The following is a 20,434-nucleotide window of genomic DNA, read 5'->3' as shown; positions in this document are numbered from 1 at the left end:
CTAACAAATTACGCTCATTATATTATGATATTAAATTATGTTTATTTTGGTGTTTCCATTTTAGGAATTTTCCTGTTTTTCTTCATTTTTAAAAAAATATTCAAAAAATTACAAACCAAATTAGATAAGCTAGATAGAAATGTACTCTTTAAAAATAAAGAAGTTGCAAAACTCTTTCGTTTTATTACACCTAGAAGAGAAAAACATATTCTAAAATTTGCAACCAGAACTATAAGAATTGGTATTAGCATCTTGTTTTTAGTACTTTATTTACCATTTGTTTTTAAATTTATTCCAGAAACTAAAGAAATTGCAGACAAAGTTTTCTCTTATGTTTTAATGCCTGTAAATTTTGTTGTTGATGGTTTTTTAGATTTTATACCTGGATTATTTTTTATATTAGTGATTGTTTTTGCTACTAAATATTTATTAAAATTTTTAAAATATTTAACTGGCGAGTTAGAAAGAGAAGCAGTTCGTTTAGAAGGTTTTCATGCAGATTGGGCAAAACCAACCTTTAATTTAATTAGAATTGTAATTATAGCTTTTGCAGCAGTTGTCTGTTTTCCATACATTCCTGGTTCTGGTTCAGATGCTTTTAAAGGTGTTTCTATATTTTTTGGAGTACTATTTTCTTTAGGATCTACAGCAGCAATTTCTAATATTGTAGCTGGTGTTGTTATTACTTATATGCGTCCTTTTAAAGTGGGTGATAGAGTAGAAATAGGCAATACTGTTGGCGATGTTACAGAAAGAAGCTTGTTAGTAACAAGAGTTAAAACCATTAAAAATTTAGATGTTACTGTACCCAATTCAACCATTTTAGGAAATCATATTATCAATTTCAGCAAAAATGCTGCAGAAGATGTTGGAGTTATTTTACATACTTCTGTTACTATTGGTTATGATGTGCCAAGTGGAGATGTTATACAAGCCTTAGTAAAAGGAGCTAAAAACACGCAAATGATTTTAGACAAGCCAGAACCTTTTGTTTTGGTAAAAAGTTTAGATGATTTTTACATTAATTACGAAATCAATTGTCATACTAAAAACCCAGAAAAATCAGCACTAATTTATTCATTTTTACACGAAAGTATAAAGAATGAATTACACAATGCTGGTATAGAAATATTGTCTCCACATTACAGTGCAATTCGTGACGGAAATGTACTTACTGTTCCACCAGAAAATGTACCAAAAGATTATGTAAAACCTGGCTTTAAAGTAGGTGGTTTTAACATTGGAGGATAATTCTAATATTATAATTTAACAACTAACTTTTCAATTAATAAAATCGTTGCTATACCTAAACTATAAGCAACTAAATCTGGAATAGAAAAAGAAGTGCCTAATATAAGTTTAAGAATATTTCTATATTCTAAAGGATAAAAATTTTGAAGATTTGTCAATTGTAAAAATTCAATTAGATAAGCAATTAACAAAACAAAAAAAGCTACTTTATAAGCTGATATTTTTATGAAGCTTTTAATAAAAGTATATAATAGCATTACAGACAAATAATCTCCAAATGTATGCCTTATAAACCCTGTAGCATACTTTGCAATTAAGATTTCTGATACAAATAGACTTATAAAAATCACGAAATATTTTGCATTAAATTTCATTATCATTTATTTTAAAAAAGAGCAAAGCTATTTACTTTAAAGTCTAAAACTTTGCTCAAATCAACTAACAACTAACTAACATTTTTTTCTTCTGATATTTTATTTATTTCAAGTTTGCAAAGCCAAATCCAAGTTTGCATTAGAGTAAAAAAAGCAGTTATAAAGAAAATGCAAACAAATGTTTGAAAGTTTGAAATGATTATAAAATATGAACAAATTCCAAAAATTACGATGGTATAGTATGGAAAAAATCTTTTAAAAATTTCAGGATTACTCATCTTATTTCTAACTGAATAATATAAAATTAGAATGCTAAAAAAAACAGTAAACGAACATATTATAAAGATTGGTATTATTGATAGAAAAACATAAGGTATAATTCTTATAACAGTGTTGTAATCTTCAAATAGAACTTGTATCCAAAAAATTATTGCTGATAAAATTGATGCTTTCACCAATAATTTAGGAATTTTATTTGAACTTTCCATCTACTTTATTTTTAGATTATCAAACACCATTTCTTGCCAAGAATTGTTTTCTAATTCGCTTACATAGTTTCTATGTTTTTCATTTATTTTATAATTTTTAATTTTATTCTTTTCAATATAATCTTTCAATAAAAATGCGTTATTGTTTGATAAATTAATGAGGTATTTTAAATCAATTACTTCTGCATTATTAATGTTGTAATATGTTATTATTTTATCCCAATTTACTGTGGATGAAATTATAAATATCATAAATGCAATTTGTATGTTTTTTCTAACTAAGTACCATAAATTTTTAATATTAGTTACTTTAAAATACGTTGTAATTAGACCAATTGCAGTTAATAACAAGAAAAATAAAACTCCAATTCTTTTGTAGGTTAACCCAAATGAAAAAATATACTCTATGTTTTTTATTGCTGTGATTAGAATCATTATAAGGTTTAGAGAAATCCATATAAATGTTAACACTTTTAAGTTTTTATTGTCTTTTATAAAGTTTAAATTTCCTCTAAAAAAATATAGAATAACTATAATTGCTAATAAGTTAGAGATAATTAAAGCATTTACTCCTGTATGTACTTGTTCAGATAGTTCTGGAGCAGACATTTTATGAATTTCAAAAAGATATAATGCATCAGTAATTAAAAAAAGTACAATTAAAAGATTTAAAGTGCTTAATAATATAATACCCATTTGTTTTTCACCTTTAAGTTTTTTTGGTGATGTGTATTTTAGTTTTTCTTTAAGTAGATTATTACCAGTTTTTAAGTCAGTAGATGTTACTGGTTCTATTTGAATGGGATTTGTAATATTATAGAACAAATAGTATCCTAAACCTGTTAAAACAAGCCATTGAAAATTAATAAAACTAAAATCTATTTTTCTTATTAATTCATCAAATTTTGGATTTCCATTTCTATATAAACTGATGAAAATTATAGCTATTATTAAAGGTATACCAACAATTTTAAACCAATATGCATAATCTGTTTTTTTTCTTTTTACTGGTTTTTTTTCGTTATTTATTTTTTCAAAATGTAAAGTAAAAACGGCAACAGTTGCTGTATATATTCCATTTATCCAATTTATATAAACTGATGATTTATGTTCAGAAATGCTGCCAATAAGCGTAAAAAAAGCGATTATATTAGCTATTATTGTTAGGTTAGAATTGTAAAGAAATATGGTAATTCCTGTAATATAATATCCTATTGCATTTAATCGTATTGTATTTTTATGAAAAGATTTAGGGTTATTTATTACCAATACTGCTATTGATAATACTGTAAATAGAAATAAATTTAACCCAAAATTTTGCTGATAAAAAAGTAAGCTAAAAAATATAGCTCCTAATAAAATTACTAGTTTCATCCATTTTTTAGATGTTTCTTGTTTTTGAATGTCGATTTCCATAGTTATTGAGTTTGTAGTATTTGTTGTTTATTAAAAATAGCCTCTCGTATTTCTTGAAAAGAAAAGTGTAAAAGATTCTTATAATTAAAATGATGAAAGGTGTTGCAGCTTTTACCTAAATTGTATGATTTTATATAGTATTTGTAATAATCAGGCAATATTAATGTGCCAATTAAAAGCACTCCAATTAAATAGAGACTTCGTTTTCCATTACCAAAACAGACATATTGTAACGCAATTTCATCTTCTACTTTAGTTCCATAACCAGTTATTAAATGATAACAATCGTGTCTTTCAACTTTCGGTAACAACTCAAAATTGTTTACAACTAACAGTTTTCCTAAATAATAGCCAAAACTCTCCTTAGAATAGGTAAGTAGTTCGTCTGCACTTATATCCCAAGGTTTTTTGTTTTTAAACTTGATATAAATTCTTTGAGAATGCTCAAACAACCAATAAATAAATTTCTTTCTCATTTTTAATACTTAAAGTACTTTGTTTTTCAAAGTAAGTGGATAAAAAAATATTCTATTTGTTTTTAATTAGTTTTTCAAGAGCATCAATATGTTTTTTAAACTCCTTTTTGCCTAATTCTGTTGCAATGTATTTTGTGTTGGGTTTTCTACCAATAAATTGTTTTTCAACCTTAATAAAATCTACCTTTTCAAGAGCTTTAGTATGGCTAGCTAAATTACCATCTGTTGCACCCAACAATTCTTTTAATGTATTAAAATCGGCATACTCATTTACCATTAAAACAGACATTATGCCTAATCTAATTCTATGATCGAATGCTTTATTAATATTTAAGATGATGTTTTTCAAAAACCTATTTTTAAGTTGCTAAATTACATCTATTTTCTATCGTACTTGTAGTACATAGATGCTCCGTAAATAATATGCATAAACCCAAAACCAATCACCCAAAACCAAAAGCCATAACTAGGAAAAACAGCACAAAGCAAACCTAAAATAATTTGAGTGTAACCTAAATATTTAACATCACCTAAAGTATATTTTGATGCATTTAGTAACGCTAAACCATAAAACAAAAGCATTAAAGCTCCAGTTTGCCCATATTTTTGTTGGTTTAAAATAATGAGTATATAAATTCCACCAGCTAATAAAGGTACAATAAAGCTTGTTAATAGTCTTCTTGTTAAAGAGTCCCATATTTTTTCATCGTTCTTTTTTGCTTTTTTTGTAGTTAAAAAAATGGCTGTTCCCACACTTAAAATCCCTACAATAAGTATGTCTAAAATAAGAAAGTTAAAAATTTCACTTTCTATTACAATGTATTCATTACCATCTAAGGTGTAAAACCAATAAGCAAAAGTGGCACCAATTAAGGCATAAAAACCTGCTAAAATACCAGACAAACCACTTAATGAAATAAATCTTGATGATTTATTCATTAAAGTTTTAATTTCTGATATGTCTTTTAAATAATTTTCTGAACTCATTTTTAAAGAACTTTGAATTGCAAAGTAAATAATTATTTTTTACATCAGCAATAAAAATGATAAATAATTATTTTACTAATTTTTTACAACCAATCCATAAGTAATATGACCAATTCCTAATATTAATAATGCAGAGTACCAATAATTAGGAATCAAGAAACAGATTAAGGCTAAAAACAAAGAAACACCAGCTAAAATAAAAAGATTTTTGCTCTTCTTGAGTTTTAAAAAGGGTAGTGTTATTCCATATAATAACAAGAAAATTGGTGCTAAATAATCACTATAATTAAAGAATATTAGATAAGCAAGCACAAAGAAAATAACAATAAAACTAATCAGAAATTTCCATAAAATAGTTTTTGTTCTGGAATTCCATAATTTATAATCTAATTTTTTAGACTTTGCTTTTCCGTTAAAAAATAGTGTTAAAGAAGAGAAAATAAATGTTGCAAAAAGTATTGTGATAATAAGAACTTCTATAATTTGAGGAGATAAAGCACCCATAGGATTTTCATCAACTAAAAAACTCATTAATAATTTTTTTATTAAAAAAGCAGCAACCAAAAAATAGATTCCTATTAAAATACTTGAATAACCACGTAAAGAAAAATTTGGCTGAATATGATCTTGTTTCTCCATAAAATATTTAAATTGGGCAAATATACAACAAAATGAAACCTGCAGAAGCATACATTCTTAATCAGCCAGAACCTTTTAAATCGATGTTAATGCATTTGCAGATTTTAATTGAAGGTACTTTTCCAGATGTAGATTTACAATTTAAATGGAAAATTCCTTTTTATTATTTAAATGATAAACCTTTTTGTTATTTAAACCCGTCTAAAAAGAAAGGTTATGTAGATGTTGTTTTTTGGGTTTCTGCGCATTTAACAAAGTATAATGAGTACCTTATTTCAGAGAACAGAAAGGTAGTAAAATCGTTAAGATATTTTAAGTTAGAAGATATTAATGAAGAAATTCTACTAACGGTTTTAGATGAAGCTCATCAACTAAAAGACAAAGGTTTTTATAAAAGAAGTTAAAAGTTGTGTCCCTCAGAGTGAAATTTCTTTTTTTAGAAATTTTGTGCTGAATGCTTTTAGATCTTATCTAACTTTAACCTTAAAATGCAAAGCATCTTCTTTATTGATGTACAATACCAAATCTGTATTTCTCTTCGGATTTTTGATAACCAAAGTAGATATTTCATTCTCTGTTTTTACAATAGGTTTTAATGCATATTTAGTACCTTTTAATGTATAAAAAATAAGTGCAGTTGTATCTAAGTTTTTAAATTTTAATAAAATGTCTTCTGATGATTTTAGATTGATAATTCCTGTTTTTGGTAAAATTAAATCGGCTTTTAAACTCAAAAAAGTCTGACTGTAAATTGGCTGATTATAAAACTCCTGAATACTCATTCTGCCAAAATGTAACACCCAAAGTTGATCTTCTGGAAAATGGGTTTTAAAAATTTTATCTTTAGGCATATTAAAAAAGTAGTTGTTAAATTTTCTAATCCATTTGCCATTATATTCGTAACCTGCAGCCCAAGTTGCATCTAATATTATCCAATTACCATTAATTTTTACAGTATTCCAAGCGTGATTTGTGGAGTTTTGTACTTTGCCAATTTTTCTGGCATCACTTCTAACATTTCCTTTTATTACTTGAGATTCAATGTTTAGTAAATCGCATATTTTTTTAAAAGATTGTGCATATTCTTCACAAACCCCCATTTTTGTTCTAAAAGCTGTATTTACCAATTGGTCTTTAATAGCTTGTAGTTTTTGTACTTTTTCTTCTTCGGATTTATATCTAAATTGATATTTTCTTTGTCTAGGATTATAGTATTCTTTTAAATTATATCTGATGTTCTTTGTCAGCCAAAAAAAAGCAGCCCTAACTTTATCAACATCTGAAGAAAAATCATTTTCAATTTTATGGGCTAAATCATCAACTTTAGAAAATCTTGGGTATTCTAGAACTTTTGCATCAACTTTTTCAAAATTTTGAGAAAAAGTAGCAGTAGAAATTAAAAGAAAAAAGAAAAGTTGTTTCATTATAGAGTATTAAACAACTTAAGAAATCAAATATTGTGCCTTTTCTGCAAGGTTGCTTTAAAAGCTTCTTGGTTTTCTATTTTTAAGAATAAATACCTACAAGGTTTTTGGAAACCTTGCAGGATATATGTTTAGTTTTATGGAATTGAGTGAGCGCGTTAAGGATTGAGCGGTTTGTTTGAGCTCTTTTTTCTTTTCAGAAAAAAAGCGAGTAGCGAAAGCCTGTTAAAACGCCCAAAAATTATTTTAAAATAGAATGTAATTATAAACTATTTATTGTTTTACGTATGGCAACCAAATTACTTAATAGACTTTCTAATTTGTCTAAATGTAACATATTTGCACCATCAGATTTTGCATTTGCAGGGTCAAAATGGGTTTCTATAAATAAACCATCTACATTATTTACAACTCCTGCTCTTGCAATTGTTTCAATCATTTCTGGTCTACCACCTGTAACTCCAACTGTTTGATTTGGTTGTTGTAAAGAATGGGTTACATCTAAAACAGTTGGTGCAAATTCGCGCATTTCTGGTATTCCTCTAAAATCTACAATCATATCTTGGTAGCCAAACATTGTACCTCTATCAGTAATCCAAGCTTTGTTAGAGCCTGCATCTTTTACTTTTTGTACTGCGTGTTTCATTGCAGCAGGACTCATAAATTGTCCTTTTTTTAAGTTGACAACTTTACCCGTTTTTGCAGCAGCAACTACCAAATCTGTTTGGCGAACTAAAAAAGCAGGAATCTGTAAAACATCTACATATTCTGCAGCCTTTGCAGCATCAGAAACTTCGTGAATATCTGTAACTGTTGGCACATTAAACGTTTCTGAAACTTTGCGTAAAATCTTTAATGCTTTTTCATCTCCAATACCTGTAAAACTATCAATTCTACTTCTGTTTGCTTTTTTAAAACTTCCTTTAAAAATGTAAGGAATGGCTAATTTATCAGTAATTGTAATTACTTTTTCGGCGATTCTTAATGCCATTTCTTCGCCTTCAATGGCACAAGGACCACAAAGCAAAAAGAAATTATTAGCACTTGTATGTTTTATATTCGGAATTTCGGATAGTATCATTTGTAAAATTTTACACAAAAATAAGCATTTAAATTAGTTATATTTATGCTTTAAAATTTTAGAAATATTATGACGAAAGTATTTAAAATAGTAGTGGTATCAGGATTGTTTTTATTGGGTAGCTGTAAAGTTGCAGTTAAAGGAAATGATGGTAAAGATGGAGTAGATGGAGCATCAGCAGAAAAAACGGGTACTATTAAAAAGGAAGTTTTACCATTTTTTATTGATTCTGTAACCGTAAAAAAACACTTGTATACTTTAGCTTCTGATGATATGGAAGGTAGAAAATCAGGAACAGCAGGTATTGAAAAAGCAGCTAAATATATAGAAAACGAGTATAAGAAAATAGGCTTAACTACTTTTGAAGGTTTAGATTCTTACAGACAAACTTTTAATTTTACACCAAGAAGAAGTAAAGAAGAAATTACAAGTGCAAACATTATTGGTGTTTTAGAAGGTAAAAGCAAAAAGGATGAATATGTTATTATTTCTGCTCATTATGACCATTTAGGAATCCGAAAAAAGGAGGGCGAATTAGATAGCATTTATAATGGCGCAAATGATGATGCTTCTGGTGTAACTGGCGTTTTAGCTTTGGCAGAATATTTTAAGAAAGTAGGTAATGAAAGAACTATTGTTTTTGCTGCATTTACTGCAGAAGAAATGGGCTTAGTAGGTTCTACTCAATTTGGTAAAGGAATTGATGCTAGTAAATTTGTAGCTGGTATTAATTTAGAAATGATTGGTAAAATACCAAGTTTTGGTCCTAATACAGCTTGGTTAACTGGTTTTGAGCGTTCTGATTTTGGTAAAATTGTTCAAAAGAATTTAGAGGGTTCAGGCTACCAATTATTTCCAGATCCGTATAAAAAGTTTAATTTATTTTTTAGATCAGATAATGCTTCTTTAGCAAGATTGGGTGTGCCTTCTCATACATTTTCTACAACTGCCATTGATGTAGATAAAGATTATCATAAAGCCTCTGATGAAGCAGAAACTTTAAATATGACAATTATTACCCAAACCATACAAGCAGTTGCAAAAGGAACAGAAAGTATAATTAATGGTAAAGATACACCAACAAGAGTGGTGTTAGAAGAGAAGAAAAAATAGGTTTAATGAAGTATATTAAGTTTCTTTTTTTGTTTTTATTGATGAGTTGCTCATCATCTAAAGTGATATCAGATTACGATGCTGAAATCAATTTTAATAATTTTAAAACTTATAATTTTTTCGAAGATATTGGTAAAGGATTAAACGAGTTTGATGTAAAAAGAGTTGTATCAACTTTACATACAGAACTCAATAAAAAAGGATTAGCACAAAATGATAATCCTGATTTTTATATTAATGTAATTGCCAATTATTCAGAAGCTCAAAATAGGAATACTATAGGAATTGGCATTGGTTCTGGAAATAGAAATGGAGGTTTTGGAGTTTCTGGAGGAATACCAATAGGAGGTAAGAAATTAAATGAAGAATTTATAATTGAGTTTGTAAATGCCAAAACTAATGAAATTATTTGGGAAGGAGTTTTAAATTCGACAATTAAAGAGCAAAGAACACCAGAAGAAAAAGAGAGTCATTTTACTGATATTATCAATAAAATATTAGACAAATATCCGCCTAAAGGTTAAAACATAAGATTGTTGAAACTCAAAAAAAATCCTCTAAAAATTAATTTAGAGGATTTTTTATAATGTATACTTTTTTCTTTTTTAGAATTGATATCTAACTGACAAAGCAACGTTAGAATTTAGTCCATCTAAACCACCAGCAATTCCAATTTCTGGTCTATAATCAATAGATAAAAGTATTGGCACATCAAAATCATATTCAAGGCCAATAACTCCAGAACCATAAATACCTGTTCCGTTTGCAGAAATAATTCCACCACCAAAACCTGCATACCAATTAAATTGCTCTTCTAAATTCCAAACCCATTCGTACAAACCAGTGGCTTTAAAATTAGAGAATTCGTTAGCCAAACCTAAATCAATTTCTAATCTATTGTTGCTACCCAAAGCTTTTTGATAAGAAATTTCTCCACCAACTCCATCTCCGCCACCAAAACGTAAACCAATAGCATTGTCAGAAATACTTTGTGCGTTTACAGAAATTATACCTACTAATAGTAAACCGAATGTTAAAATGATTTTTTTCATATTGTTAGTCTATATTTTAAAATTATTAATGGTACAAATCTAAATGTATTCGTTTTACTTTTTTAACTCATATGGATAAGATATTGTTAAAATCGATAAATACTAATTCTCAATTTTTAAACGAACACCTTCTGAATGACTACTAAATTCAGGAGCATACATAGATTGTATGGTAGAAATTCCGTTACTAAAATTACCAGCGTTGTTCACTCTAACATCATATTCAAAAACATAAACTCCTTTTGGTAGTCTATCAAAAAAGAAATTGGTGGCAGCATCTTTTGTACTTTGGTAATAGCCTAAATTATCTTGCCATTTGTATTTAGAAAGTACGTTTATAGGTTCTATACCAGAAGCTCTCAAATCCTTTAAATGAATAAATTCCATATCTCTGTCTGATCTTAATTCAATTCGTACTGTAATTAAATCGCCAACTTTTACGGTTGTACTTTCTGTAATTTCTTTTAGTTCTTTACCAGTATCAGAATTTACTTTTAAAAATAATTTTTTGTTGATTTTTAAAGGAGTTTCTGCGGATGTAATTTTGTCTAAATCCTCAAAATACTGCCAATATAAACCACCCCAAGCAATACCATTATCTTTTTTACTGATGGTAACATTTGCCATTTCTGATTTAATTTCATCAGTATTCCAAGAAGTTTTAAAATAACCAGTTCCAGCTTCAACTTTTACGTCATCCAACTTTGTTGGCTCTATTTTTTGATTTCCGATTTTTACATCAACTAATTCAGTAGAATAAATCCAATTGCTACCATTTAAAAGAATTGCATATACAGCTTCTGTAGTTGCTTTAGTGGTTTTCCATCTGTTGGTTTGCTTGTTTTTTAACAACCAAATTTTTAAATTATCGATTGTTTTTTGCTTGTCCTGATGAAGATCAGGATCTAAAATTTCAAAAAAAGTTTCAATTAATAAAGCTTGGGTTTCTACAGGCGCTTGATAATAGTAATAACCAGCAGTATTATTTTTCCAATACATACCCAATTCATCAGAAATAATAGCGTTTTCTTTTAATGATTTTAAAATTTTATTGGTTATTGTTTTTTCATTATTTCTAAATAGTGATAAAGCAATTTGTCCTTTTGCATATAAATTATAGTCTTTCCAATAGGTAATTGTTTGTTTTTGATAGTAATCAAAAGCCGTTTTAAGATTATCATCCATAGAAATATCAACATAAAAACTACGCATATATAAATATTGAATGGTAAAATAATTCAAGTTATTGTTTGATAAATAATCTTTGTATCCTCTTTCTCCTTTCTTGTTTGTTTTTGCTTTTTGTTTTACTTCTTCAGCTTTGTCTAAGAGTTTTTTATATTGTTCAGCTATTTCACCATCTAAAAAATTAACAGCATTTTTTATCATATTTTCTGTTGATGAATTAAAACCTGTAACGCCCAATTTTTGTAAATGCCCAAAACCTGTTGCAATATGTTGAGTTATAAAATTACTTTCGTACTTACTACCTTTAAACCAAGGAAATCCACCAGAATTCATTTGAATGTCTTCTAATTTTCGAATCGCTTTTTCTTGTTCATTTTTCATTTTATTTAAATCGAACAACAATGCAATTCTCTTTTTTTGCTCAGTTTCTGATTGTGCATCTCTTAACCAAGGTGTTTCTTGAATAATTAAAGATTTTAATTCTTGATTCTTTTCTAAGTTTGATAAAAGAGCATCCGAAGATTTCCAAGCATTAAAAACTTCTTGAATTTTAGGATTAGAATTTGCTACAAAACTCGCTAAAGTATTTGCATAATATCTAGAAAAAGTTTGCTCAGCACATTCATAAGGATACTCCATTAAATAAGGCAAACTTTGAATGGCATACCAAACAGGATTTGAAGTAATCTCTAAAGTTAACTTATGATTTTTTAAGGTTGTTGAGTTGTGGTTCTTCAACTTGTCTAACGTAAATGTTTTTGTTTGATTAGAACGAACCCACATAGGAATTGTTTCTGTAACTAACATTCTGTTCGATAAAACTGGTAATACGTTTTGTTCTCCATCAGAAAAATCGCCAGCTTTTGCTACTATTTTATATTGTACAGCTTGTATGTTTTCTGCTATTACTAATTGCCAAGAAACGTTGGTGTTGCCATCTTTGTCTACTATAAAATTTTTGTTTGTATTCGTGTTTTGTAATTCTGTATTAATTTCTTTTCCAGAAATAGCATTCGTTAAAATTAATTTTGCAAAACCACTTAATTGGTTATTTGTTAAGTTGGTAATTTTTGCACTTAAAGTAATAGTATCTTTTTCTCTTAAAAAACGAGGTGCATTTGGTACAACCATTAATTCTTTTTGGGTAACAGTTTGCAAAGTTTTTGTTGCCGATTTTACATTTTTAGTATGCGCCAGTAATTGTAATTTCCATTTGGTTAATGCTTCTGGCATTGTAAAAGAAAAACTTACTTTTCCGTTTTTATCTGTTTTTAACTGCGGATAAAAGAAAGCGGTTTCTTTAAAGTTTTTACGTGTTTTAACTTGATTTAATGCTTTATCTAATTTTGCTTGTCCTTCTTTTGTAGAAATAATTACAACTCCATTTGCAGCTCTAGAACCATAAATTGAAGTTGCTGCAGCATCTTTTAGAACATTAATTTCTGAAATTTCACTTTCATTTATATCTAAAGACTCAACAATAACACCATCAACAATATATAGTGGAGCATTATTGTTATTTAGTGAACTTGCACCTCTAAGAATTATACTTGTATTATTATCGGTTGTGTTAGTGCCAGCAGCTCTACCACTAAAAGCATTAATTTCATCTAAAATGGTTTCTTGTTCTATGTCATCTCTGCTAATTACAGAAACAGCACCAGTTACAGATTTCTTTTTTTGAGAGCCATAACCAACCACAACTATTTCATCTAAATCTTCTAAGTTTTCTGCTAATGCTACATTTAGAATAGAAAAATCTGCTGTTTTTATTTCTATGGATTGATAACCTAAATAATTAAAACTTAAAACATCTCCTTTTTTAGATTTTATACTGTATTTACCATCAAAGTTGGTAATTGCTACTTTTTGAGTGCCTTTTACTAAGATGTTTGCACCAGCTATAGGTTGCTTATTTTTATCGGTAATTTTACCCTGAATAGTACCATTAAATTTTCCAGATTTTACAAAAGTAGATTCTTGATTTTCCTTTTCGAACTTAAGCGCTATTTTGTTTAAATACTGTTGATTAACCCATTTATTATTTCTAAAACTAAAGCCAAACCAATTGTAAGTTGTGTTTTTTATTGATGGGTAATTATAATAATTCCTTTGATTATTTTTTATGTAAAAATTTGAGTTTCCAAAACTTTTATATGCGCTGCTAGAGCTATAAGAATAATAATTTGGTTTATTTGGTCTTGGGTTAAAATTCCAATTATGGGTTTTAAATTCATCTAAAGAAGCATCATACATAGAGGCTAAAACTTCTGCAGCAATAGCATCATTTTTATCATCTTTTATGGTAAAGCTCCAAGTTTCTTCTTGGCCAGGTTGTAATTTATCTCTAAAGATGTTGGTTGCAATTTTTAAGTTATTTTTAATAGGATCAGGAACATTTATTAATAAAGTTCCGCTTTTAAAATAGTTGTAATTTACAAAGTGATATTTAATGGCAAAACCGCCAATATCTTCTTTATATATTGGTATTTGAATTGTTTTTGTGTTATTGTTTAGTTTGATGAGTTTTGTATCTACAATTTTATGATTTTTCTCTATTTGAACAACTACTGTAATGTCTTTAGAGGCAGAACCAATTTGTAGTTCAACATTATCATTAATCCTATAATTCGCTTTAATATTGCTGATTGTGAATAATTGATGATCTGAAACTTTTTCGTCTTTTGATGAAAAAAGCGTGATTATTTTTTCGTCTTTAACTTCTTTACCAAATTTATCTTTACTTTCTAAAATAATTAGGTATTTACCAGAAATCCAATTTTTAGTGTTTTTTAAAATGTGCCCTTTTGAGGTTTCAGTATCAAATTTTTCACTATACACAAGTTGACCTTTTTTCCAGTTTTTTGCATCATTTTCATCATTTAAATAAGAATCGTTTGGAAATAAAGTTCTAAACGTAGTTTCAGAAATATCTTGATAATCTGGTGCAGCCCAAGGTCTTTTTCTTAACGGATTTTTAGGTGCTTGTAATTTGTATATTTTAAGAGTTCCTTTGGCAGCAACAAATTCATCATTTAAATTTTTTGTATCAATTTTTAAAATGGTTTTTTTTTCGTTTTTGTCAATTTTGGCATCCACAGAAATAGAAGCGATTAAAGAATGATAGCCAACTTTAATAATTGAAGTCGCTGAACGACTTTCGCCATTAACATCTGTAACATCAGCAGTTATTTCGTAGCTAAAAATTGGTAAACTTTCTTTAGAAACACTTTCATCAGGCAAAGCCTTAAATTCGATTGAAAAATTACCTAAATGATCTGTAATACTTTCTCCATTGGTAATTTCTTGAGAACTTGAATACGAATTTGGATTTCGCCAATAATACCAACTAGGGTATTGTACTTTTCTAAAAACTCTATAAACTACTTTTGCATCTGTAATATTTGCACCAGAAAAAGCCTTTGCAAATCCATTTACAGTTACAGAATCATTAATTTTATAACTTTCAGTTACTGGTTTAAAATTAGTTTCAAATTTTGGTCTTTTGTATTCTTCAACAGAAATTTGTTTATAATTATTATCAAAATAAACATTTTTACTATCATAGAACTTGCTATCATATTCAATACTTTCATCGACTTCTATTTCAAATTCACCTGTTAAACCATTGTTAGGTAGTGTAAATTGGCCAGCTACAGAACCAAATTCATTTAACTTTAAATTTAGTTCTTTAATAATTTGATTATTTACATCTGATAAGGTAATTTCTACATATTCATTTTTTAAAACTGTTGATGTTTCACCTTGTTTTTTAATTGCAATTACTTTAAAATATACAGTTTGTCCAGGTCTGTAAATACTTCTATCAGTAAAAATAAAAGGCTTTATGGTTATTTCATCATCTGTTTCTGTAATCGTTTTATTAGTTTGATTTCTAAAATAATAACTGCCAAAAATTGCAGCATCATTTTTGGTTTTTACAGAAATATCTACATTATTAGAATAGTTTTTACCTTGAAAAGACGCAAATCCGTTTTTATCTGTAATTAGTTTTTTGTGAAAATATTGCCCACTAGTTCTTTGCTTATTCTGAAGATCTAATACTGCATTTTCTATTGGTTTTCCTGTGTTTCTATCAACTACTTGAAAATTGTACTTTCCATCAAAAGTATTTTCTATTAAAGTTAAGTTGGTAACTTGAATAATAGACGTTCCGTAAATTAAGTTTTCATCTAAATTTTCGTTTTCAGAAGCCACAATTAAAAACATTCCGTTTGTGAATTTCGGAACAATTATTTCTGTTGAATGGGCTAAATAATCGTCTTCATTTCTTAATTGATGTTGCCAAGTTTTATGTTTGTCGAGCTTTTCTAAAAAAGCTTTTCTATCTTCTATTTTATAAGTTTTATTAAAAATTTCTTGTTGTTTTTTGTTGATTTTATAACTCGTAAAAAAAAGCTTTTCTATGTTTTTATAAATAACTAAAACTCTAGAATTTTTATTTATAGGAATGTATTTTTCTGATTGAATAGAAAGTGTTTTTGCCTTAATTTTCTTTTTTAATATGATACATTTTTCTGCACCAAAACTATCAGGAAATTTATTGATAATGCTATTGCAAATTTTTAAAGCTTCGTTATTCTGAGAATTTTTTTTATAGATTTTAGCAATTTCAAAAGCATACAAACTACTAGCTTTATGGTTTTTAATTTTTTCTTGTGATAGTTTTAAAGTCTCAAGTAAAATATTCTCTTTATCATTAAAATTAGAATTTTGAGAGATAAAGTTTAAACGATCAATATCAATATTTGCTAATGCTTCTTTTTGATTTGAATTTATATGTAATTTAATTAATTTTTGATACGTTTTTAAGGCGTTTAACTGTAATGATAAACTGTCTTTAGAATCTATTTTTAAACTTTTGAATATACTTACATCGCTTAAAAAATCAGGTTTATCAATTATAAATTTATATGCTGGTCTTGTAATTGAATTTTCTGATGTTTTATAGAAATTAAGAGCATTTTGTGCTAAAAAATCGAATAGAGTAGGTGTGTACTTTTTTGTTGTTTTTTGAATATGAAGGATATCAGAAAAAGCTTCTATTTCTATTTTTTGAAGTGCTTTTTCATCACCTAAAGAAACATTAAAATAGCCATTAATTTCTTTGAATAAGGTGTCTAAATCCCAAGTTCTAAAATCATCAGTATTTATTTTATGACTCGTTTTTGTTCGGTTGTAAAATTTATATCTATTTTGATTATAATATTGCCAATATAAATTAGCTAAAATGTTTTCTAAGATATTTTTAGTTGGAAAATTACTGCTAGCAATTTGCTTTTTAAAACTATTAATTATTTTTAGCTGAGCATCTTCTTCTAAAGTTAATGCAAACTTACTTTTATAAAAAAGCGATTTTATAATTTGAGGAGAATTGTTCTCTTTTTCTGCTTTTGTATATATTTCTTCTACAATTTTTAATGCTGATTTTGGCAAATCTTCTACTTCAAATTTTTCAACTTGTAGCCAGAGATTGTCATAATTATTTTGAGCAGTAGAAATTGTAGAGAATAATATGAGCATTAATAGAGTTGTTATAATTTTTTTCATAATCAATAGATTTAGTCTTGTAAAGCACGTATAAATCATTTAGTAAAACAATTTAAAATTAGTGTAGTTGTATTTTGAGTTCGTAAAACTAATTTTTAGTTGAGTTTAGTTCTAAAGATAATTAATATTGGGTAAGCTTTTGTATTTTTACTTTTTTATAATTTTTAGATATGAACATTCATTTTATTGCAATTGGAGGCAGTGCAATGCACAATTTAGCAATTGCTTTACACCAAAAAGGATACCAAGTTTTTGGTAGTGATGATACTATACACGATCCATCAAAATCTAGATTAGAAAAATATGGATTATTACCAAATGAATTTGGATGGTTTCCTGAAAAAATAACTACAGATTTAGATGTAATTATTTTAGGAATGCACGCAAAAATAGATAATCCTGAGTTACTGAAAGCTCAAGAGTTAGGATTAAAAATATATTCTTATCCTGAGTTTTTATATGAGCAATCTAAAGATAAAACCAGAGTTGTAATTGGTGGTTCTCATGGTAAAACTACTATAACTTCTATGATTTTACACGTGTTAAATTATCACGAAAAAGAAGTAGATTATATGGTTGGTGCACAATTAGAAGGTTTTGAAACTATGGTGCATTTAACTAAAGAAAATGATTTTATTGTTTTAGAAGGTGATGAATATTTGAGTTCGCCAATTGATATGCGACCTAAATTTCATTTATACAAACCAAATATTGCACTTTTAAGCGGAATTGCTTGGGATCATATTAATGTTTTTCCAACTTTTAAAAATTATAAAGAACAGTTTTCAATTTTTACAGATTCTATGGTAAATGGTGGAAGTATGGTGTATAATAGTGAGGACAAAAATGTAGCTGAAATTGTAGAATCTTCTGAGAATCATATTAAAAAATATCCTTACGAAACTCCAAGTCATTTTATAGAAAACGGAATTACATATTTAGAAACATCAGAAGGAAATTTACCTCTAGAAGTTTTCGGAAAACATAATTTACAAAATTTAGCAGGCGCCAAATGGATTTGTCAACATATGGGAATTGATGAAGATGATTTCTATGAAGCTATTGCTAGTTTTGCTGGAGCCAGTAAACGTTTAGAAAAGATAGCAGAAAGTAATTCTACTGTAATTTTTAAAGATTTTGCACATAGCCCAAGTAAAGTTGCTGCAACTACCAAAGCTGTAAAAGAACAATATTCAGAAAGAACAGTTTTAGCTTGTTTAGAATTGCATACGTATTCTAGTTTAAATGCCGAATTTCTGTCAGAATACAAAGGAGCATTAGATTTTGCAGATAAAGCTGTTGTATTTTATTCTCCACATGCAGTTAAGATTAAACAATTAGATGAAGTTACAAAGGATCAAATAGCAAATGCTTTTCAAAGAGACGATCTGGTTATTTATACCAATCCTGCTGAATTTAAAGAATTTTTATTTAGTCAGAATTTGGACAAATCAGCAGTTGTTTTAATGAGTTCTGGAAATTATGGAAGTTTAGATTTTGAAGAAGTTAAACGTTTGGTTTAGGTTTTTTTAGGCCGAATTGATTTAGTTTTTCATTCAACCAAATTTTATCGGTTCCCCTTTTTAAAATCCATTTTCTATGCACTTTGCTCGAAAATGATTTTATAATAAAATCTACTCTTGCTTTAATAAATAATTTTTTTGATAATTTTTTATTGAACTTTTCTCTATAAGAATCATCTAATATTGATTTACGAAAAGTTTTTATATAAGACGATGTTTCTTGATTTTTAATGTAATCTAAAGAGTTTATTTCGTTAAAAACGGTAAAACATATGCTTAAAAAACAATTGATAGGATTGAATAATTTGTTGAATTGAACAAAAGCTTTTTTTGTATTTGTTTTTTTTGATAACAGTAAAACATCGTATGCATTTCTTAAAGAGATGTCTTTATATAAATAGCCTTTATCATTAATTTGTTTTGCTAATATTGATAAATTTAATTGATTTTCAACGATTTGTTTGTTACGCTCTTAGTGATTAATGGTTAAGCATTGTGCAACAAAAAAAAGCGTTTCTTTATAAGTCATTATTGAATAATTTATGCACAATAGCAATCATTTTATTATTATCTGAATAGGTTAATTGATAACAATTTAAAGTAGCAAACCAATCTAAAAAAACTTGAGCATTTTCTGTTTTAGGTGATAACCAAGAATCTGGAATCAATTGCTGAAAAGCATCAATTTTAGAAATTTTTGTACACGTTAGTTCACTATCTTTTTCATATTTAATAAAAATCAAATCGTTACAAGGTAAATGTGCAAAATAATTTGTGTTATTTGGTTTTAAGTATCTTACCACCTTGTTTAACCTAATTAGATTGTATTCTTTACCATTTTTTAATTCTGGGTAAATTGGCAATAAAGTATCTAAACTGTTTTTTTTGATAGAGATTGCAGCAGGAAAACTATAAACTTCCTGTTTTTTTACATCAACAGGAACAAAATCATCTGCTAAGCAAGTAAAACCATTAGCTTGTAAAAGTGCTAATGAAGTACTTTTTCCATTACCAGAATCGCCTAAAAAAAGCATTGATTTTTTTCCATTACTTACAGCTGATGCGTGAAAAACGCCGAGCCATTCATTTTCTTCCTTTTGATGAATTCTTTGGATAAATTCCATAGAAAACTTACCCTGAAAATAATGCACATTTTGATGGCTCCAAGAACCAATGTATGTATTGTTTACATATAGAAATATAAAGTTATTATTGATGAAAATTTCGAATTCATTATCAAAATGATTATTTTGTTCAATAACAAGATGTTCAAATTTATGATGTATTAAAGATAATTCTGTTTCACTTAAAAATGAAATTTTAAAAACAACATTATTTACTTTATAGAATTTTATAAATTCATATTTTTTTGGTTTTTCTATATCTCTGTAATCGTTAATGATTTCATTCGGGTGTTCATTTTTCGATTCATTTAATTCCTGATTTAAATTGATGATAAAATCTGCAGCTTTATCCACAGGTACATCCAGTTTTTTTGATAATGAAATTGCTATTTCTTTAACCGAAATTCCTTTATCTAACCGTTTTAAAACATCCGCAGTTGTATTTTCTAAGACTAAATATTCATTTCTGTCTTCGAACCAAGTAATAGTTTTATCCTCAACTTTTTTATAAAGTGTTTTCATAGAATCTAATATCGCTAAAAATACTTATTTTAAATTGATATCAATAAAAAACGTCTCAAAATATTTGAGGCGTTTAAAAGGTTTTTTTTTATTAAAATCAAGTTCCAGGATCTGCTGGAGCAGAGAATACTTGTGCTTTCTGTAGGTTTAAAATCATATAAGTGCTTAGCACATTTAAAGTTGCATATTTTCCCTTATTTCCTGT

The 20,434-nt window shown here is 27.4% G+C and carries 16 protein-coding genes; 5 read left to right on the top strand and 11 right to left on the bottom strand.

Translation table 11 applies throughout. From position 1 onward, the window contains the following. Window positions 1-24: 24 nt before the first annotated feature. Window positions 25-1,251, top strand: coding sequence for a mechanosensitive ion channel family protein (locus BW723_RS01790; protein ID WP_068363148.1), 1,227 nt, complete (start codon window positions 25-27; stop codon window positions 1,249-1,251). An 8-nt stretch (window positions 1,252-1,259) separates the two neighbouring features. Here BW723_RS01790 and BW723_RS01785 read toward each other — a convergent pair whose 3' ends face one another. The 6 genes from BW723_RS01785 to BW723_RS01755 form a co-directional block, all read right to left on the bottom strand. Then, window positions 1,260-1,625, bottom strand: coding sequence for a ribosomal maturation YjgA family protein (locus tag BW723_RS01785; RefSeq protein ID WP_068363152.1), 366 nt, complete (start codon window positions 1,623-1,625; stop codon window positions 1,260-1,262). 488 nt (window positions 1,626-2,113) lie between these two features. After that, complete coding sequence (locus BW723_RS01775; RefSeq protein ID WP_068363158.1) at window positions 2,114-3,529, bottom strand: DUF4153 domain-containing protein; 1,416 nt, start codon at window positions 3,527-3,529, stop codon at window positions 2,114-2,116. A 2-nt stretch (window positions 3,530-3,531) separates the two neighbouring features. After that, the gene (locus tag BW723_RS01770) at window positions 3,532-4,005 is read right to left on the bottom strand and encodes a Coq4 family protein (protein WP_068363162.1); all 474 of its coding nucleotides are present in this window, start codon (window positions 4,003-4,005) and stop codon (window positions 3,532-3,534) included. A 52-nt stretch (window positions 4,006-4,057) separates the two neighbouring features. Beyond that, window positions 4,058-4,354 carry a winged helix-turn-helix domain-containing protein gene (locus tag BW723_RS01765; protein WP_068363165.1) on the bottom strand — a complete coding sequence of 99 codons (297 nt, stop codon included), beginning with the start codon at window positions 4,352-4,354 and terminating at the stop codon, window positions 4,058-4,060. A gap of 29 nt (window positions 4,355-4,383) precedes the next feature. After that, a complete protein-coding gene (locus BW723_RS01760; protein WP_068363168.1) occupies window positions 4,384-4,992 on the bottom strand; it encodes a hypothetical protein in 609 nt (202 codons plus the stop codon). A 75-nt stretch (window positions 4,993-5,067) separates the two neighbouring features. Further along, window positions 5,068-5,631 carry a hypothetical protein gene (locus tag BW723_RS01755; RefSeq protein WP_068363171.1) on the bottom strand — a complete coding sequence of 188 codons (564 nt, stop codon included), beginning with the start codon at window positions 5,629-5,631 and terminating at the stop codon, window positions 5,068-5,070. Between the two features lie 32 nt (window positions 5,632-5,663). Between BW723_RS01755 and BW723_RS01750 the strand changes: the two genes are divergently transcribed. After that, on the top strand, window positions 5,664-6,035 hold the full coding sequence (locus tag BW723_RS01750; protein ID WP_068363174.1) for a DUF1801 domain-containing protein: 372 nt from the start codon (window positions 5,664-5,666) through the stop codon (window positions 6,033-6,035). Window positions 6,036-6,098: 63 nt separating this feature from the next. Here the strand turns inward: BW723_RS01750 and BW723_RS01745 are convergent, their stop codons facing one another. Together BW723_RS01745 and kdsA are read right to left on the bottom strand one after the other, a co-directional pair. After that, the gene (locus BW723_RS01745) at window positions 6,099-7,055 is read right to left on the bottom strand and encodes a transglutaminase domain-containing protein (protein WP_068363177.1); all 957 of its coding nucleotides are present in this window, start codon (window positions 7,053-7,055) and stop codon (window positions 6,099-6,101) included. 262 nt (window positions 7,056-7,317) lie between these two features. Then, a complete protein-coding gene (gene kdsA / locus BW723_RS01740) occupies window positions 7,318-8,136 on the bottom strand; it encodes a 3-deoxy-8-phosphooctulonate synthase (RefSeq protein ID WP_068363180.1) in 819 nt (272 codons plus the stop codon). Between the two features lie 69 nt (window positions 8,137-8,205). On the opposite strand from kdsA, the gene BW723_RS01735 reads away from it, so the two are divergent. Together BW723_RS01735 and BW723_RS01730 are read left to right on the top strand one after the other, a co-directional pair. Continuing rightward, entirely contained in the window at window positions 8,206-9,249 is a 1,044-nt protein-coding gene (locus BW723_RS01735) for a M28 family peptidase (RefSeq protein WP_068363183.1), read from the top strand. A 5-nt stretch (window positions 9,250-9,254) separates the two neighbouring features. Then, entirely contained in the window at window positions 9,255-9,773 is a 519-nt protein-coding gene (locus tag BW723_RS01730; protein WP_068363186.1) for a DUF4136 domain-containing protein, read from the top strand. 81 nt (window positions 9,774-9,854) lie between these two features. On the opposite strand, the gene BW723_RS01725 is transcribed toward BW723_RS01730, so the two are convergent. Together BW723_RS01725 and BW723_RS01720 are read right to left on the bottom strand one after the other, a co-directional pair. Then, entirely contained in the window at window positions 9,855-10,301 is a 447-nt protein-coding gene (locus BW723_RS01725; protein WP_068363189.1) for a hypothetical protein, read from the bottom strand. A gap of 102 nt (window positions 10,302-10,403) precedes the next feature. Next, window positions 10,404-17,060 carry an alpha-2-macroglobulin family protein gene (locus tag BW723_RS01720; RefSeq protein WP_068363192.1) on the bottom strand — a complete coding sequence of 2,219 codons (6,657 nt, stop codon included), beginning with the start codon at window positions 17,058-17,060 and terminating at the stop codon, window positions 10,404-10,406. A gap of 170 nt (window positions 17,061-17,230) precedes the next feature. Between BW723_RS01720 and BW723_RS01715 the strand changes: the two genes are divergently transcribed. Continuing rightward, window positions 17,231-18,583, top strand: a complete 1,353-nt coding sequence (locus tag BW723_RS01715) for a UDP-N-acetylmuramate--L-alanine ligase (RefSeq protein WP_068363195.1) — start codon at window positions 17,231-17,233, stop codon at window positions 18,581-18,583. A gap of 518 nt (window positions 18,584-19,101) precedes the next feature. Here the strand turns inward: BW723_RS01715 and BW723_RS01710 are convergent. After that, window positions 19,102-20,229 (bottom strand): phosphoenolpyruvate carboxykinase (ATP), encoded by a 1,128-nt coding sequence (locus BW723_RS01710; protein ID WP_068363197.1) that lies wholly within the window; start codon window positions 20,227-20,229, stop codon window positions 19,102-19,104. Window positions 20,230-20,434 lie beyond the last annotated feature (205 nt).

Source organism: Polaribacter reichenbachii (assembly GCF_001975665.1).
In the GTDB taxonomy this organism is placed as follows: domain Bacteria; phylum Bacteroidota; class Bacteroidia; order Flavobacteriales; family Flavobacteriaceae; genus Polaribacter; species Polaribacter reichenbachii.
This window is presented reverse-complemented; position numbering and strand designations above follow the sequence as displayed.